The organism is Campylobacter sp. FOBRC14 (genome assembly GCF_000287855.1).
Classification (GTDB): domain Bacteria; phylum Campylobacterota; class Campylobacteria; order Campylobacterales; family Campylobacteraceae; genus Campylobacter_A; species Campylobacter_A curvus.
Window position 1 is genome coordinate 21426 of record NZ_ALJJ01000018.1, and the last position, 16405, is coordinate 37830.

At 44.8% G+C, this 16405-nt stretch carries 13 protein-coding genes; 6 read left to right on the plus strand and 7 right to left on the minus strand.

Annotated features, from left to right (window positions below):
• Positions 1-47: 47 nt before the first annotated feature.
• The 7 genes from hypF to HMPREF1139_RS09100 all read right to left on the minus strand — a co-directional run bounded on the left by hypF (position 48) and on the right by HMPREF1139_RS09100 (position 11215).
• Positions 48-2267, minus strand: a complete 2220-nt coding sequence (gene hypF, locus HMPREF1139_RS09070) for a carbamoyltransferase HypF (RefSeq protein ID WP_009651384.1) — start codon at positions 2265-2267, stop codon at positions 48-50.
• The gene (locus HMPREF1139_RS09075; RefSeq protein ID WP_009651312.1) at positions 2251-3735 is read right to left on the minus strand and encodes a hypothetical protein; all 1485 of its coding nucleotides are present in this window, start codon (positions 3733-3735) and stop codon (positions 2251-2253) included. Before HMPREF1139_RS09075 ends, hypF begins: the two co-directional genes overlap by 17 nt.
• Positions 3732-4271: a HyaD/HybD family hydrogenase maturation endopeptidase gene (locus HMPREF1139_RS09080; RefSeq protein WP_009651418.1), complete on the minus strand. Its 540-nt coding sequence runs from the start codon at positions 4269-4271 to the stop codon at positions 3732-3734. Before HMPREF1139_RS09080 ends, HMPREF1139_RS09075 begins: the two co-directional genes overlap by 4 nt.
• A 3-nt stretch (positions 4272-4274) precedes the next feature.
• Positions 4275-4958 carry a Ni/Fe-hydrogenase, b-type cytochrome subunit gene (cybH, locus tag HMPREF1139_RS09085; RefSeq protein ID WP_009651176.1) on the minus strand — a complete coding sequence of 228 codons (684 nt, stop codon included), beginning with the start codon at positions 4956-4958 and terminating at the stop codon, positions 4275-4277.
• Positions 4959-4968: 10 nt separating this feature from the next.
• A complete protein-coding gene (locus tag HMPREF1139_RS09090) occupies positions 4969-6687 on the minus strand; it encodes a nickel-dependent hydrogenase large subunit (protein ID WP_009651226.1) in 1719 nt (572 codons plus the stop codon).
• 10 nt (positions 6688-6697) lie between these two features.
• The gene (locus tag HMPREF1139_RS09095) at positions 6698-7843 is read right to left on the minus strand and encodes a hydrogenase small subunit (protein WP_009651157.1); all 1146 of its coding nucleotides are present in this window, start codon (positions 7841-7843) and stop codon (positions 6698-6700) included.
• A gap of 795 nt (positions 7844-8638) precedes the next feature.
• Positions 8639-11215 carry an ATP-dependent Clp protease ATP-binding subunit gene (locus HMPREF1139_RS09100; protein ID WP_009651342.1) on the minus strand — a complete coding sequence of 859 codons (2577 nt, stop codon included), beginning with the start codon at positions 11213-11215 and terminating at the stop codon, positions 8639-8641.
• Positions 11216-11518: 303 nt separating this feature from the next.
• Between HMPREF1139_RS09100 and HMPREF1139_RS09105 the strand changes: the two genes are divergently transcribed.
• The 6 genes from HMPREF1139_RS09105 to HMPREF1139_RS09130 are packed head-to-tail and all read left to right on the plus strand — an operon-like array spanning position 11519 to position 16401.
• Complete coding sequence (locus HMPREF1139_RS09105; protein ID WP_231931876.1) at positions 11519-12787, plus strand: S41 family peptidase; 1269 nt, start codon at positions 11519-11521, stop codon at positions 12785-12787.
• Positions 12788-12797: 10 nt separating this feature from the next.
• Positions 12798-13508 carry a phosphoribosylaminoimidazolesuccinocarboxamide synthase gene (gene purC, locus HMPREF1139_RS09110; protein ID WP_009651333.1) on the plus strand — a complete coding sequence of 237 codons (711 nt, stop codon included), beginning with the start codon at positions 12798-12800 and terminating at the stop codon, positions 13506-13508.
• A gap of 8 nt (positions 13509-13516) precedes the next feature.
• A complete protein-coding gene (gene purS, locus HMPREF1139_RS09115) occupies positions 13517-13753 on the plus strand; it encodes a phosphoribosylformylglycinamidine synthase subunit PurS (protein WP_009651249.1) in 237 nt (78 codons plus the stop codon).
• Positions 13750-14415 (plus strand): phosphoribosylformylglycinamidine synthase I, encoded by a 666-nt coding sequence (purQ, locus tag HMPREF1139_RS09120; protein ID WP_009651228.1) that lies wholly within the window; start codon positions 13750-13752, stop codon positions 14413-14415. Before purS ends, purQ begins: the two co-directional genes overlap by 4 nt.
• On the plus strand, positions 14409-15743 hold the full coding sequence (locus tag HMPREF1139_RS09125) for a hypothetical protein (RefSeq protein WP_009651469.1): 1335 nt from the start codon (positions 14409-14411) through the stop codon (positions 15741-15743). Before purQ ends, HMPREF1139_RS09125 begins: the two co-directional genes overlap by 7 nt.
• On the plus strand, positions 15724-16401 hold the full coding sequence (locus tag HMPREF1139_RS09130) for a lysophospholipid acyltransferase family protein (protein WP_009651166.1): 678 nt from the start codon (positions 15724-15726) through the stop codon (positions 16399-16401). Before HMPREF1139_RS09125 ends, HMPREF1139_RS09130 begins: the two co-directional genes overlap by 20 nt.
• Positions 16402-16405: the final 4 nt, after the last annotated feature.

Genomic DNA, 16405 nt, shown 5'->3' on the forward strand with positions numbered 1-16405 from the left:
TTTGTGATTGATAAAATAAAAGTTAAACAAATTATAGGCAAACACTCTTAAAAGGAGCATAAATAATAATACAATTGACCCAAGCTAACGCCCGAGTCGTTGCTGCAAAATTTTTTATTTAGATAAAATTCCACCCCGTCGCGCCTGAAATTTCGCACGATCTTTCTTAGAAGCGTAGCATTTTGAAACACGCCACCGGAGAGCAAAACGGGTAAATTTCGCTCTTTTGCTATCTCGCAGACGATATTTGCCAGTGCGTTTATAAAGGCCGTAGCAGCGAGCCTTGGCTCATCTTTTAGTGCGCCTTTCATGGCCTCTTTGAAATTTATCACCCCATCTTGCAGGCTAAATTTATAGGAAACGTCCAAATTTTCATCGTAAAGCGCCTCCAATCTCATGCCGCTCTCGCCCTCGTAGCTAGACTCGCTCATTGATAAAACGATACTCGCAAACGCGTCAAATATCCGCCCCAGCGAGCTCGTTTGAGGCGAGTTTATCCCCTTTTGCGCGATGATTTTTAGATTATTCAGGCTCTTTTCATCGTGGCTTTTTAGGAAATTTTCTGCCTGCGCTTCTAGGCCGTATTTTAAGATGATCGAGTATGCGATCTGCCAGATATGCTTTATGCTGCTCTCGCCGCCTATCAATGCAAACTCATCAAAATGATATATCCGCTCAAAGCCGCGTGCGTCCGCTATCATGACCTCGCCGCCCCAGATCTCGCCGCTTGGCGCGTAGCCGGTGCCATCAAAGCAAAATCCTAAAAATTTGCGCTCTCTTGGCAGGTCGTTTTCAAACATGACAGAAAGCAGATGCGCGTAGTGATGCTGCACGCAAATAGGCGTGAATCCCTGCTCTTTTGCCCATTTGACGTTTAAAAAATGTGGATGCATATCGGCTATGATAGCGTCAAATTTAAGCTCGTATGTCGAGACGAAAAGCTTTAAAATAGCCTCGAATCGCTCAAAAACGGCGATATTTTTTAAATCGCCGATATAAGGACTCATCATCACTTCGCCGTCTTTATAGATCGTAAACTGATCCTTTAGCTCCGCACCAAGGGCTAAAAACGTCCCCTTTTGACTAAATTTCGAGCGGAAAAATTTTGGATTTAGCCCACGGCTAGTGCGTATAAAGATAGGCTCGTCGTCCGCCACAAAGGCGATGCTGTCATCGCTTGGCGAGTAGATCTCGCGGTCATGGTCGAGGTAATAATCAAATACGCCCCCAAGCTTACCCTGTAGTTGCTTTTCATCATATATCACCACTTCGCCGGAGACATTTGCGCTAGTGGCTACGATGTCGTGGTTTAGATACTCAAAGAGCAAAAGGTGTATGCCGCTAAAGGCCAGCATGACGCCTACTTTGTTCAAATTTGGCGCTACGCTGGGAGCAAGCGGCGAATCTTTAGCACTTTGTAGCAAAACGATCGGCTTTAAATTTGAGCTTAGAAGCTTTGCCTGTGCGTCTGAAATGTGCGCTAAATTTCGTGCGCTTTGTAAATTTTTACTCATTATGGCAAACGGCTTGCTCGGGCGATTCTTGCGTTTTCGCAGTAAATTTACGGCGTTTTCGTCGTGTGCGTCACAGACTAGATGAAAGCCGCCAAGCCCTTTGACAGCCAGAATTTTACCCTCGTTTATGAGCCTTGCCGCCTGCTTTGCCGCCTCGTCATCTTTGCTTAAAATTTTGCCTGTTTTATCTTTTAGCATGAGCCTAGGCCCGCAGTTTGGGCAAGATACGGGCTGAGCGTGATATCGGCGGTTTAAGGGGTCTTTGTATTCGCCCTCGCAAAATCCGCACATTTTAAATTTACTCATCGTCGTGTTTGACCTGTCGTATGGCAAGCTTTTTATGATGGAAAATCTCGGTCCGCAGTTAGTGCAGTTTATGAAAGCGTAGTGATATCGCGGGTTTGCAGGGTCGTAAAACTCCCTCTCACAGTCGGCACATAGGGCAAAGTCGGGCAGGATAGGCGCTTGTTTTTTAGCGCTTTTTGAGGAGATTATTTTAAAATCACTAAATTCCAGCTTGCTGCCAAATCTTTTAAGCTCATCTATGCGCGCCAGCTCGGGCAGCTCGTCAAACAAGGCTTTTTCAAATTTTGCTATATCCGAGGTCTCGCCAAAAAGGCACAGCTTCACACCCTCATCGTCGTTATAAACCTCTCCAAAAAGCCCAAACCTAAGCGCCAGATTATAAACGAACGGGCGAAAGCCTACGCCCTGGACGAGTCCTGAAATTTCATATCTATACGAAGACTTCAATACCAAATCCAATGTCAAATTTTGTTTTTATATTTGGATTTAGATGTTTTTTTATGAGGTTGCTAGCGGTTTTGCACTCAAAGAGCGAGCCGCCAAGCAGCACGTTTTGCACGCCAAACTCATCTCTAAGCTCGAACGAAAAATCGCTCAAAAAATAAGCCATCGACTCGATGTAGCCAAAGCTTATGTTGCGCTCTCCCGCACCCGCTAGATAAAAGCTCATGCCGCTTTTTATAAATTTCACCGCGTCAAATTCAAGCTTGCTTTTCATCTTGCAGTCTATGCGCACGCCCTTTGCGCCGTTAAAGTCCATCGCATTTGCGAGCAAAATTTCACCGCTTTTCAAAAAATCATCGCTAAAGCCAAATATCCTGCCGGCAACACATAGAAGCGAGAAAAAGCTCTCGCGCCTAGGTATGTCGCCCTCCGGCAAGCCGTAAGCCAAACGATAGCTCTCAAGCAGCTTAGCCCCGCCCTCATCTTTTGAAATTTCGTCGTAAATTTCGCTGAAATTTGAAAATTTAGGCACGAAAAGCACGCTTGTCTTATCGTTTTTACGCGCTAAGTTTATCTTATCGTCACTAAATTTACAAAGCAATATCTCTAAATTTAGACCGCCATCGCCTAAAATTTCGCTATCAGCCATTTTAAAATACGAAAAATTGTTAAGCGCGACGGATGAATTTTCAAGCTGGATTAGCTTTAAAGGCGGCTCTTTTTGTTTTAAAATTTTAGCTCCCAGGAAATTGACGCCTAGCTGTGAAAGCTTCATACCAAGCGCATAAATAAAGAGGTCTTTCGCCGCTTTGACGTCAAAAAAGCTTGGCGCTTGCGAGTGATTTTGCCTGTAAATAGAATTCGTCTTTAGGCTGATGATGGGCTTTTCAAAGCTAGCCAGCGTAATCTGCGACCTCTCGTCAGCTACAAAAACCTTTGGCAGCGCTTTTAAATTTGTGGGTATGATAAAGTGGATATCTTTAAAATTTTCAAACGCTTTAAGCTCGTATTCGCAGCTTTTATCCTTTAAATTTAGCCCTTGACCGCCTTTGATCTTAGATACGCACTCCTCTAAAAGAGCGCTGAAATTTTTAGAATTTACGCTTTGATCACTCACGCAAATATCGCTCAAAACGCTAAATTCATTTTCGCAAGGCTCTAAATCTCGCAGGAATTTTTCTATCTGAGAAGGTGTTATATTATTTAGGCTTAAATTTTGCGTATTTTGGCCACCTGCGGGCAGATCTTTAGCCGCAAGGACCTTACTCTCTTTTACAAAAATGCTAAAGGGCAAATTTTTAGCCAGATGATCGGCAAACGAGCCCAGCTCGCCCTCCTCGCCCGAAACGAAAAGCGTGATGTTTTCGCCGTTTCGCTCTATGGCATGAGGTAAATTTCGGGCGAAATTTTGCAGTAAAAAGGATAAAATTTCGCCGTTTTTTAGGCACTCAAAATGAAAAGCGAGCGTCATTTGAGCCCTTTTGTAGCGTAACGATCCGCGATCTCTTGCAGGCTAAATTCCGCCACCTTTTCATGACAAAAACCGATCGAGCCAAGATAATTTAAAAGCGTATCTTCGGCTATTTTAACGCCATTTACGACCTCTTTTGAGAGCTCAAAGCCTGTTGGCTCCACGCGCTTTGGCACGATACCTAAAATTTTACAGCTCGGACGATCTCCTGCTAGATCCATCAGATGAAGAGTCTGAAGCATCTCTATCTCATGCGCTGAGCCGTCCCAGCGCACGAAATTCGGTACATTTTCAAAGTCAAAAAAGAAAACGTCGCCGACCTTGGCATCACCGGCACTGATACAATCGACCACAATCAAGTGATCAAACTCGGCTATGATAGGCGTTAGCGCGAGAGCCAGCGTGCCGCCGTCTATAAATTTAAGCTCGTTTGCTCCGCTAAATTTATAGTTACTCTCGATCATCTTTACAAAATGCACGCCCACGCCCTCGTCGGCAAACATCACATTACCGATGCCAAGAACGAGCACTCTCATATATCAGTGCTCTTCTTTTACAAATTTATATCCGCTTACGATCGCGTCCATCGCGCCGTTTTTGCCTTTAATGGCATTAAAAACCGCCATATAGACATGCACCGGCACGAAGATGATGATGACCCACATAGCGATACGGTGGATCGTCCTTACGTTTGCCAGTCCACCCATGAGCCTCTCAAGATATCTCATCGGCTCATAAAGCAACCCGCCAAGCCCATTATGATAAACATGCACGTATAGCACGAGCCCGGTGAGGCATATCACGGCAAGCACCAGGTAAAAAAACAGATACGACGCGAACTGAAGCGGGTTATAGACCCCTTTTAGATGCGGGTGAGGCCCTAAAAAGATATAGTATTTGATCTGTGCTATCCAAACTTTTGGATTGAAAAAATCAACGATACTGATCCACTCTTTTTTGCTGTGTTTGTCAAAGATAAAAAGATAGAGCTTAAATATCGTGACCGCTATCAGGATAAAGCCCGCTACTTGGTGCGCTAGGCGCCATTTGGCGTTCATGAAATTTACCGGCTCGCTCGTTATCTCTGGGCTTACGAAAACGTAAGATATGTAAAATCCGCTCACGACTAAAAACGTGATGGCAAAAAACCTTATCCAGTGCGTTAGTCTAAGCCCGATGGAGAATTCGTATTCGCTGATACGATCAGGTCCGTGTTTTGGCATAAATTCTCCTTTATAGATTCGGATTTATTTTGTATTCGCTCAAGTTATTGCCCTTAGTATCCATCACATGAACGGCGCACGCGATACAAGGATCGTAAGAGTGAATTTTACGTATTATCTCAAGCGGCTTACTAAGATCGGCTATTTTTAGCCCTATCAGGCACGCCTCGTAGCTTCCCATTTGATTTTTAGCGTCTTTTGGCGATGCGTTCCACGTGCTAGGCACGACGGCTTGCCAGTTTTCTATCACGCCGTTTTTGATCCTGCACCAGTGACTAAGCGCGCCGCGAGGAGCGTTGCCGGCAAAATAGCCTTTATACTCTTTGTTGTTATCGATGACATATTTAGCGCATGTCTCTTGATCGGTCTTTAAATTTTCGATCAAAGAGTTAAATGCCGTTAGCGTGTGCTGAGAAACGACAGTAGCTTCAAGCATCCTGGTAGCCGTCCTACCAAGAGTAGAAAATACCGCGCTTAGCGGCAGTCCGCTATCTTTTAGAAATTTATCTACGACAGGCACGACTCTTTCGTTGCCTCTTGCATAGTTTATCACGATACTGGCTATCGGGCCTACTTGCATCGGCATACCGTCATATCTTGGCGCTTTTATCCAGCTGTATTTGCCTTTAGTGTCAAAAATTTTGCCATGCGTTATTTGACCGTCAGGCCCTACACTCTCGCCGTCTATCAAACCTGTGTAGTTCGCATCGGTCTGTCCGTCGTAAGGATGAAGCGGAGCGTCGTTTTTATACCACGAGCGAGTCGCTTCCTCGGTTATCTTGGCGTCGTCTACATCATAGACCTTGCTGATATCACCGCTTAAGATGATACCGCCTTTAAACAGATGGTCGTTCTTGCCGACTAAAAATTCGTCGTAGCAAAGCAAATTTGACACGCCAACGTCGTTTAATACGCTAGCTTCGTTGCCATAAGCCTTTGCTGCCATCAAGATATCGGCATGATATGCACGGCTTACGAACTGCTCTATCTCTTTAAATTTAGATAGATACTCGCCCAGCCTTGCCGGATCTAGCAAGTCCATGATACAGGTCACTCCACCCACGGTCAGGCTCTGCGGATGAGGATTTTTCGCGCCAAATATCGCCATCATCTGCGCAATAGTCCTTTGAACGCTTAGACACTCGAGATAGTGCGAAAGTGCGATCAAATTTTGCTCCGGTGTAAATTTATAGGTGCTGTGTCCCCAGTAAGCGTTTGCAAAAGGCCCTAAATTTCCCTTTTTCACAAACGCACCCACTCGCTCTTTGACCTCTTTTAGCCTATCAGCTCCGGTCGCATATGGAATTTGGACATATTTAAAGGCCTCGTCGCTGGCTTTTTTCTCGTCAGCGCTAAGAGCCGAGACGACATCGACCCAGTCAAGCCCGTGAAGCTGATAAAAATGCACGATATGATCATGCAAATAAAGCGCTGCGTTCATCAGCGTGCGTGTCAGCTCGGCATTTAACGGAGGCGTGATGCCAAGAGCTTTTTCGACCGCTACGATGCCCGCTCTATAATGCGAGAATGTGCAAACGCCGCAGATCCTTTGCATAAAAAAGCCTGCGTCGCGCGGGTCTCTGTTTTTAACTATCTGCTCCAAGCCGCGCCAAAGCGTCGAGCCCGAATACGCCTCCTTTACGACATTGTTCTCATCTACTACGACCTCGATACGAAGATGTCCTTCGATGCGAGTTATCGGATCTACAACTATTCTTTTTTCACTCATATCAACCGCCTTATTCTTTATCTTTGCTCATGGCTGCTATCGCTGCATGCGCGGCTATACCGATGCCTGCGAGCGCTAAAATCCCTATGCCTATCTTGTCGCTGACGTTATCGGCTCCTAGACCCAAAACGGTGTCAAAAAGCCTATCGCCCATCGGCTCCTCAAAAGGTCCCATCGTATCCCAAAAATCGGGCTCCGAGCAGCCTATACAGCCATGACCGGCCTGCACTGGCCAGCTGGTGTGTTGGTTGAATCTTTCGCGCGAGCAGTTATTGAAGGTATATGGCCCTTTACAGCCTACTTTGTAAAGACAATAGCCGTTTTTAGCGCCCTCATCGCCAAAGGCTTGGACGAATTCGCCCGCGTCAAAGTGACCGCGACGCTCGCACAGATCGTGAATTCTAAGGCCATAAGCCCATTTTGGTCTGTTAAATACATCAAGTGCGGGAAGCGTACCAAATAAAATGAAATGAAGCACGTTGCCGACGATATTTTTCTCGCTTGGAGGACAGCCTGGGACGTTGATCACCGGCTTGCTTGTGACTTTGCCTAGACTAACGGCATTTGAAGGATTTGGCTTGGCCGCTTGGATACCGCCAAAGCTGGAACAGGTGCCGATGGCAAATATCGCAGCTGCATTTTCGCTAGCGTGAACGGCATGCGTTTTACCTGTCGTTCCATGCGGTCCGACGGTCAGAAAATTCTCCGTCTCGCCGGTAGGGATGCCACCTTCCACAAGCAAGACGTAGTGACCTTTGTATTTTTCGATCGCACTCTCTAAATTTTCCTCTGCCTGCCAGCCTGCAGCCGCCATGATCGTCTCGTGATACTCAAGGCTGATGTAGTCGAAGATGAGGCTATCGATACTAGGTGCGTCGGTACGGAGCAAGCTCTCGCTACAGCCGGTACACTCTGCCATATGCAGCCAAATGACAGGCAGTCTGTCGCTAAGCTCGGCTGCACGCGCAACGAGCGGTGTCATCGAAGCCGGAAGCGCCATGAACGCGGTCATCGCTCCCGCCCATTTCATAAAATCACGCCTTGTGAAGCCATTTTGCTCTAAAATTTTCGCAATAGTGCCGTTTTCTTTGATCTTTGGTAAAAGACTAAGCTCGTTTAGACGCCTATTTGCCTTTTCATGTATGTTATGAACCATACAAGCTCCTTGATTTGGAATATAATTCGGTGAAATATTACCCCACTTTATAAAAGAGCGATATTAAAAAAATATATTAATTTTTTATTTTAATAAATAATTATGTTAAAGTTATATGCTTATTTGGATTATTGTATTTTTCGTATTTTTATAAAAATATAGGCATCTTATATAAAATTTTATATTTTGCAAATGGCTTTCATTATTCCGATAAAAATGAAAAATCTACGCCATCTTTCTGAAAGTAAATTCTATATAAATAAAATAAGATATTACAAAGCCATAGCCCTGTTAAAACATAGTGTTGATACTCTTTGTAAGTTGCGAATGCAAGTGCAGCGAAGCAAAAATTAGCCGCCTCGTAGTTTCGACTTAGAGGCAACGTGCTTAACGGTCAAAACAAATGCTATGTCTCAACACGGACAAAGCGATATGTCAGGAAAATTTTGCGAAAGAGGTTAAAATTTATTGGCTCTGTTATAATAAATCATTGACACTTGCTTCGCTTCTGCCTTGCAGTTACAACGAAGTGAAGCAGAGCAGACCGCGTTCAGCCTGTAGCTTCTGCTTCGTAGCGTAGTCTCGTCACGAGCGACAGCGAAGCGTCTTGAAAAGCTGCGAGACAAAGTCGAAGCAGAAACATCGGCGGTGATAAGCTCGCTAGCAAGGTTTTTACTCGAATACTGCTCGTATTCTTCTGCTTTAAAGGTTAAAAATCAATGAAATACTGTAACGAAGTCAAATTATTCTACTGGATAAATGGCAAGCCAAATTTAGGCTCGCCATTTTTAAAATTTAGCGTTTTACGTTGATGACGATCTTTTCTTTATCCGCGTCTATCACGATCTCATCGCCACTTGCCAGCTCGTCGCTTAGTATCATGTCAGCTAAGCGGTCCTCGACTAGCTCGTAAAGTGCGCGGCGTAGCGGTCTGGCACCATAAACGATGTCAAAGCCAGCACCTGCGATAAATTTCTTCGCACTTTCGCTCATCACGGCTTTTATGCCCCGATTTAGCAGCGTTTTTTCAAGCTCTTTAAACATAATTTCCACGATCTCTATGAGCCCGTCCTCTGTCAATGGATTAAAGATTATCGTGTCGTCGAGGCGATTTAGAAATTCTGGCTTAAAGTAGTTTTTAAGCTCGTTTTTGACCGCTTCGTTTCGCGCTTCGCCTTCAAGATCCATTATGAAATTTGACGCGATGTTTGACGTTAAAATGATGATCGTGTTTTTAAAATCGACCGTCACGCCTTTATTATCAGTCGCGCGTCCGTCGTCGAGGATGCCTAAAAGCACGTTAAATACGTCCTTGTGAGCCTTCTCGATCTCATCAAAAAGTATCACGCTATATGGCCTCCTTCTGACCGCCTCCGTCAGCTGTCCGCCCTCGTCGTAGCCCACGTATCCAGGAGGCGCACCGAGCAGGCGAGAGACGCTGTGCTTTTCCATATATTCGCTCATATCAAAGCGTATGAGCGCGCGCTCGTCGTCAAATAAAAATTTAGCCAGCGCCTTTGCAGACTGTGTTTTGCCCACGCCGGTAGGCCCGAGAAAGAGGAATGAGCCGATTGGTCGCACGCCCTCGTTTAGCCCCGCTTTATTTCGCTTGATAGCGCGTGCTAATGCGTGCAGCGCGGCATCCTGACCCACGACGCTACCGCGCAGGTGCTCTTCTATCATCAGGTATTTTTGCTTTTCGCTAGTCAGCATTTTTGAGACCGAGATGCCCGTCCATTTGCTCAAAATTTCAGCCACGATCTCCTCATCGACTTGATTTTTGAGCAGCACGCCGACTTTTTTCATCTCCTCCCACTTGGCTTCTAGCTCTTTTTTGCGGTTGGCGGCTTCTAAAATTTTGCCGTATTCTATCTCGGCAGCCTTTTGCAGATCGCCGTTTCTGCGGGCGATTTCTGCCTGGCTTTTTAGGCTATCGATCTCTTTTGTCGCATTTGAAATGCCGTTAAATACAGCTTTTTCATTTTCAAATTTAGTGTCAAGCCCGTGCTTTTGCTCGTTTAAATTTGCGATCTCTTTTTCGATCTCGGCCAGGCGCGGTGCATTTTTGGCTTCGTCCTCCATTTTTAGCGCCTCTTTTTCGACTTGCAGCGTCACGATCTCGCGCTTAATGCGGGCTAGCTCGTATGGCTCGCTTTCTATCTGCATTTTTAGCTCGGCAGCCGCCTCGTCGATGAGATCGATCGCCTTGTCCGGTAAATATCTACCCGAGATGTAGCGATCGCTTAGCTTTGCAGCCGCGACCAGCGCGCTATCGGTGATCGTTACGCCGTGATGGACTTCCAGACGCTCCTTTATACCGCGCAAAATTTGAAGCGCTTCATTTACGCTTGGCTCTTTGACGTCGATTGGCTGAAAGCGACGTTGCAACGCGGCGTCCTTTTCAAAATATTTTCGGTATTCTTTTAGCGTCGTAGCTCCCACGGCATGCAGCTCACCGCGCGCAAGAGCCGGTTTTAGGATGTTTGCCGCGTCCATGCTGCCCTCGCTCGCACCAGCACCCACGATCGTATGAATTTCATCGATAAAAAGGATGATATTGCCCGCACTTTTGACCTCGTTGATAACGGCTTTTAGGCGGTCTTCAAACTCGCCGCGGTATTTCGCCCCAGCGATCAATGCACTCATATCAAGCGCAATGACGCGTTTATTTGCAAGGCTCGTTGGCACGTCATTTGCCACGATCTTTTGCGCCAGCCCCTCCACGATCGCCGTTTTACCGACACCCGGTTCGCCCAGCAAGATCGGATTATTTTTGCTCTTTCTTATTAAAATTTGCATCATTCGCGTGATCTCCTCATCGCGCCCGATGACCGGGTCAAGCTCCTTGTTTAACGCCTTTTTAGTTAGATCGATGCCAAATTTTTCAAGGCTATCTAGTGTCTCGTCCGCCGTTTGAGTGTCGATCTTTCGCCCCGCTCTGATGCTTTCTAAATTTTTCCTGATCTCTAAGATGTCGGTAAATTTAGCTAAAATTTCTTTGATCTCGGGCAGTTCAAGCGCGCTCATGATCCACGTATCAACGGCGATGAAGCTATCTCCCATGCTAGTCATCAGGGCTTTTGCACTTTCAAGCGAATTTAAAAGCTCGCGTGAAATTTGCACGTTTTCCTTGCTGACGTTCGAGCTAGTGGGTAAATTTGAAACCTTGCTCTTTACTTCAAGCTCTACGGCCTCCTTTGAGACGGACATTTTGTTGAATACTTGATTTAATATCGACGCGTCGTCTGCAACCAGACTCCAAAATACGTGAAGCGGTACGACTTGCGGATTTTTGCTGTGTATCGCCAGACTCACGCCCTTTTCGAGACTTTCTTGCATTTGAGCGGTCAAGCTTTCACCTATATTTGCCATATTTTCTCCTTATTATTTTATAATGAGCGCATTATATAACTTTAGTCAAGTAATGTCAAGTTTTAAATAAAATTTAGCAGACTAGTTATTGCAGTGCTAAAATTTATCACGTAAATATCTTTGAACCGATGAGCTATTTTAGTTAAAATTTCGTTCAAAATAGCTTATGTTTACGACCTCAAAAAATAAGCTCGGAATTCTCAAAATTTATACTTTTTTTAGGCAAAAGCTAATAGAATTGAGCGTATTTAAAAATTAGGAGAAATTTTGAACAAAAGCGGAAAATTTTTAGTTTTGAAATTTATGGGCGCACTGATAGTGTCGGGTATCGCTGCAAGCAGTCTAAGCGCAAAAAACGAAGATGACGCCAGCATAAGGCTTGAGGCGCTTTCAAAGCTTACAAAGACGATCTCAACGGTAGAAAAATACTACGTAGACGATATAAAATTTAAAGAGATAATAGACAAAGCCATAAGCGGCTTGATGCAAAATTTAGACGCTCACTCGAGCTTTTTAAACGAAAAGGCCTTTAAAGATATGCAGGTACAGACAAATGGTGAATTTGGCGGCCTTGGCATAACCGTAGGCATGAAAGACGGTGCACTTACGGTCATCTCGCCGATCGAGGATACTCCGGCCGATAAAGCCGGCATAAAACCCGGTGATATCATCCTACGGATAGATGGCAACGCAACCATCGGCACTACGATAGACGAAGCCGTAAATAAAATGCGCGGCAAACCAAAAACTCCGATAACCATCACGATCTTACGCAAAGGCGAACAAAAGCCGTTTGACGTAAAGATCATAAGAGACATCATAAAAGTTGATTCTGTCTACGCTAAAACGATAGAAAATGAAAATATCTTATATATCCGTGTCACAAATTTCGATAAAAATGTCGTAAGCAAGGTAAAAGAATACATCAAACAATACCCTAAAGCAAACGGCATCATCCTTGATCTAAGGAACAATCCCGGAGGACTTTTAAACCAAGCGGTCGATCTGGTCGATCTTTTCGTCGATAGTGGCATAATAGTCTCACAAAAAGGGCGTGAAGCCTCTGAAAATGCAGAATACAAAGCAAGTGCAGGAGCGACGCTCACGAAGCTTCCTCTAGTCGTTTTGGTAAATGGCGGAAGTGCTAGTGCGAGCGAGATCGTAAGCGGCTCGTTACAAGATCATAAGCGCGCCGTCATCGTAGGAGAAAATACCTTTGGCAAGGGAAGCGTCCAGGTCATACTACCGATAGATGACAACGAGGCGCTTAGACTTACGATAGCAAGATACTATCTGCCAAGCGGCCGCACCATCCAAGCAGTAGGCGTCACGCCTGACGTGATAGTCCATCCCGGCAAAGTACCTCAAAGCGAGGATAGCGCGTTTAACATAAAAGAGAGCGAGCTAAAGGCGCATTTGCAAAACGAACTTAGTAAGATAAACGTAACGGCCGAGGCAAATAAAACCGAAAGTAAGGACGAAAAAACGATCATAACACAGAAAAAAGTAGGCGAAGATATCCAGTTGAAAACAGCGATAGATGCGATAAAAGTCTTAAAAATCAAACAATAAAGGAGAGACTATGCAAAAAAGAGAGCTTATTTACGAAGGCAAAGGCAAAAAGATGTACGCGACTGACGACGCAAATTTGCTTATTGCGGAATTTAAAGACGATCTGACCGCCTTTGACGCGCAAAAAAGAGGCAATGAGGCCGGAAAAGGCGCGTTAAACAATAAAATCAGCACTCAGATCTTTAAAATTTTAAAAGAAAAAGGCATAGAGACCGACCTCGTCGAAACTATCAGCGATACCGAGCAGCTCGTCAAAAAATGCGAGATCATACCTCTTGAAGTAGTCGTGCGAAACATCGCGACCGGCTCACTCACAAAGCGTCTTGCGATCAAAGAAGGCACGGTTTTGCCTTTCCCGTTGGTAGAATTTTACTTTAAAAACGACGAGCTCCACGATCCTTTGGTCACTGATGAGCACTGCCTCGTAATGGGTCTGGTAAAAAGCGAAAAAGACCTTCAGACGCTAAGACATCTGGCAAGGGAGATAAATTCCATCTTATTTAAATTTTTTGAAGAAAGAAAGCTAAAACTTGTCGATTTCAAAATAGAATTTGGCATGGATAAGGACGGAAATATCTTGCTAGCAGATGAGATAAGCCCTGATAGCTGCCGTTTTTGGGACGCAGACACAAACGAAAAGCTGGACAAAGATAGATTCAGGCAAGACCTAGGAAGCGTAAAGGTCGCTTACGAAGAGGTCTTGAGAAGAATTTTATCATAAGGATAAAGATGAAAGCTGTCGTAAATATAACACTAAGAAACGGCGTCCTCGATCCGGCGGGCAAAGCGGTCGAACATGCGCTAAATTCGCTTGGCTTTAATAACGCCTCAAACGTGAGGATAGGAAAGCAGATCGTCCTTGACATCGAGGCAAAAGACAAAGAGGAAGCAAGGGCGCAGCTAAAAACTATGTGCGAAGAGCTATTAGCCAACCCCGTCATCGAAGACTACGAGATAGTGCTATGAAGGTAGCTGTCGTCCTTTTTCCCGGCACGAACTGCGAACAAGACACCAAATACGCATTTGATCTACTTGGCTGCCAGACACAAATAATATGGCATAAAGAGGACAAGACCGATGCGGACTTGATCGTTTTGCCGGGAGGCTTTAGCTATGGAGACTATCTAAGGACCGCGGCTATCGCTAAATTTAGCCCTGCCATGAGCGCAGTCCTCAAACACGCTAAAAAAGGTGGATACATACTTGGTATCTGCAACGGCTTTCAGATGCTTTTGGAGCTTGGGCTACTCGAAGGTGCGATGAGACGAAACGAAAATTTAAGCTTCGTCTCAAAATATCACCATCTAAAAGTCGTATCAAATAGCAATAAATTTTTATCGAATTTAAGCGTAAATGAAGTAGTGAATATCCCGCTAGCTCACGGCGAGGGAAATTTCTACACCGATAGCGACACACTAAAAAGACTCTATGATAACGAGCAAGTCCTACTCAAATACTGCGATAAAAACGGCAACGAGTTAAATCTAAACGGCTCAGTGGATAGCATCGCCGGTATCTGCGATAAGGACAAAAAGATATTTGGACTCATGCCTCATCCAGAGCGTGCCTGCGAGAAAATTCTAGGTACCGACGATGGTATGAAAATGTTAAAAGGTCTAGTTTGGTAAGATTTTTAACACTCGCTTTACTCGTTTTAAATTTATACGGTGCAAACACTAACGAGGTCAGCGTATTTGACATGATGAACGAGGCTAGAGAGGACAAGCTCGTAAACGAGCAGCCAAAGCTGCCGTCTGCACCGAGCACTCAAAATGCACCGACAAATCAAACTCAGCAAAATCCACAAGGCACGATAAATTTAGACATCAGCTCAAAGCTCACTGCGCCGCAGCCAGAGCGCATTACTCCGGAGCAAATGCGAAACATCGTCCCGACTAACGAGCCTGACATCGCCCTGCCCGACTCTCAGATTTACGACAGAGTAAAGGCGAAGGATCTCATCCTCAAAGCGACAAATATCCCAAAAAACGCCATCGTAGGTGAAATTTTCAGCCTCGATGTCATAGCCGATACGCAAAGCGAATTTGAATTTGTTTTTAACACCGAGCTTGACGAGACGAACGTAAAATGGCTCAATAAAAAGACCTTGCAGTGGGTAAAAGCCGATAGCGGCGTTTATATGGCGACGTTTTATCTGGAGGCTAAAAATGTCGAGGCAAAGAGCCTTCGTGTGAGCCTAAATTTAAAGCGAAACAGCGAGGACTATCAAAATTCGAATATCAATATATTTTTGCCAAAGCTTAAGGAGCTAAGGAGCGACGAGAATTTCAACCACATCGTAGCGGACAATCTCGAAGTAAAGAAATTTAAAACAACGAAATTTGACGATATCAACAACATCATGGTCGTCGAACTATACGGAAACAACGTCGATCTAAGCTCATTTAATCTCGAAAACAAAACGATCCTAAAGCAAGGCGTAGATACGATAACAGGCGATTTTGGCTCGCAAAGTGCTTATTATTTTGCGGTATTCAAGCCAAACAAAAAGACGCTTGACTTTAACTACTACAACCTCAAAAAGGCTAAATTTGAGACGTTTTCCTTGCCTGTGAGCGTCGAGGACGATGACGTCAGCACACAAATAGGCCTAAATCCAAAGCAAAGCGAATTCAGCACCTATAAAGACGTGGCGGTCTATTCGTTCGCAGCGATATTTTTCGCCCTCGCACTTTGGAGGAGGAAATTTAGCTACTTTTTCGTTGCGGCCGTATTTATAGCGCTTGGGGTCTATACCTACAATCCTTTTGGCAAAGCGGTGCTAAAACCTGACGTTAGCGTGAGCATACTGCCTACTAAAAATTCGACCGTATTTTACACCTCAAGAGCGCAGGAAAATATCGAAATTTTAGCCGACAAGGACGACTACCGCAAAATTTTATTCAACGACGGTAAGATAGGCTGGGTGAAAAAAGATGATCTTGTCAAAAATTAAAGCCGTATATTTTGCAGTAGAATTCATCATCAGCGTTATCTTGGTGATAATCTTCATGTGGCTTTTCCCTAAAAAAAATCGCCGTATCAGGCAAATATGGGCTAAGAGCCAAAGGCTTTTTGGATTTTACTCCATAAAAGTGACGGGAGAATTTAGGGACGAAGCCAACATGATACTGATAAATCATCAAAGTATGCTAGATATTGTCGTTTTAGAGGAGATCCACCCTAAAAACCTTTGCTGGATAGCAAAAAAGCAGATCGATGACCTGCCTATTATAGGCAACATAATAAAACTACCAAAGATGATATCAGTCGAGCGCGAGAACAAGCACTCGCTCGTAAAGCTCGTCAAAGACGCCGAGGATAGAGTAAATAACGGACGCGTTTTGGCGATATTTCCCGAGGGCACTCGCTCACAGACGCATACGCTCTTGCCGTTTAAAGGCGGTGCAAAGATAGTCGCGAATAAGCTAAATTTAAAGGTCCAGCCCATCGTCCTTGTGGGCTCTGACATAATGGACGTGAAAAATTTCAGCTTCAAAAACGGCGAGATAAAGGTATTTTGCCTCGATCTAGTCGATACTAGCGACAAGGACTGGCTCGAAAACACGCGAGCTAAAATGCAAGAAATTTTAGACAAAGAGCGCGCAAGCTAAATTC

Coding starts and splice junctions, on each gene's coding strand:
- HMPREF1139_RS09075 (WP_009651312.1), bottom strand. CDS start 3,735: ATGACGCTCGCTTTTCATTTTGAGTGCCTAAAAAACGGCGAAATTTTA.
- HMPREF1139_RS09080 (WP_009651418.1), bottom strand. CDS start 4,271: ATGAGAGTGCTCGTTCTTGGCATCGGTAATGTGATGTTTGCCGACGAG.
- cybH (WP_009651176.1), bottom strand. CDS start 4,958: ATGCCAAAACACGGACCTGATCGTATCAGCGAATACGAATTCTCCATC.
- HMPREF1139_RS09090 (WP_009651226.1), bottom strand. CDS start 6,687: ATGAGTGAAAAAAGAATAGTTGTAGATCCGATAACTCGCATCGAAGGA.
- HMPREF1139_RS09095 (WP_009651157.1), bottom strand. CDS start 7,843: ATGGTTCATAACATACATGAAAAGGCAAATAGGCGTCTAAACGAGCTT.
- HMPREF1139_RS09100 (WP_009651342.1), bottom strand. CDS start 11,215: ATGGCAAATATAGGTGAAAGCTTGACCGCTCAAATGCAAGAAAGTCTC.
- HMPREF1139_RS09105 (WP_231931876.1), top strand. CDS start 11,519: ATGGGCGCACTGATAGTGTCGGGTATCGCTGCAAGCAGTCTAAGCGCA.
- purC (WP_009651333.1), top strand. CDS start 12,798: ATGCAAAAAAGAGAGCTTATTTACGAAGGCAAAGGCAAAAAGATGTAC.
- purS (WP_009651249.1), top strand. CDS start 13,517: ATGAAAGCTGTCGTAAATATAACACTAAGAAACGGCGTCCTCGATCCG.
- purQ (WP_009651228.1), top strand. CDS start 13,750: ATGAAGGTAGCTGTCGTCCTTTTTCCCGGCACGAACTGCGAACAAGAC.
- HMPREF1139_RS09130 (WP_009651166.1), top strand. CDS start 15,724: ATGATCTTGTCAAAAATTAAAGCCGTATATTTTGCAGTAGAATTCATC.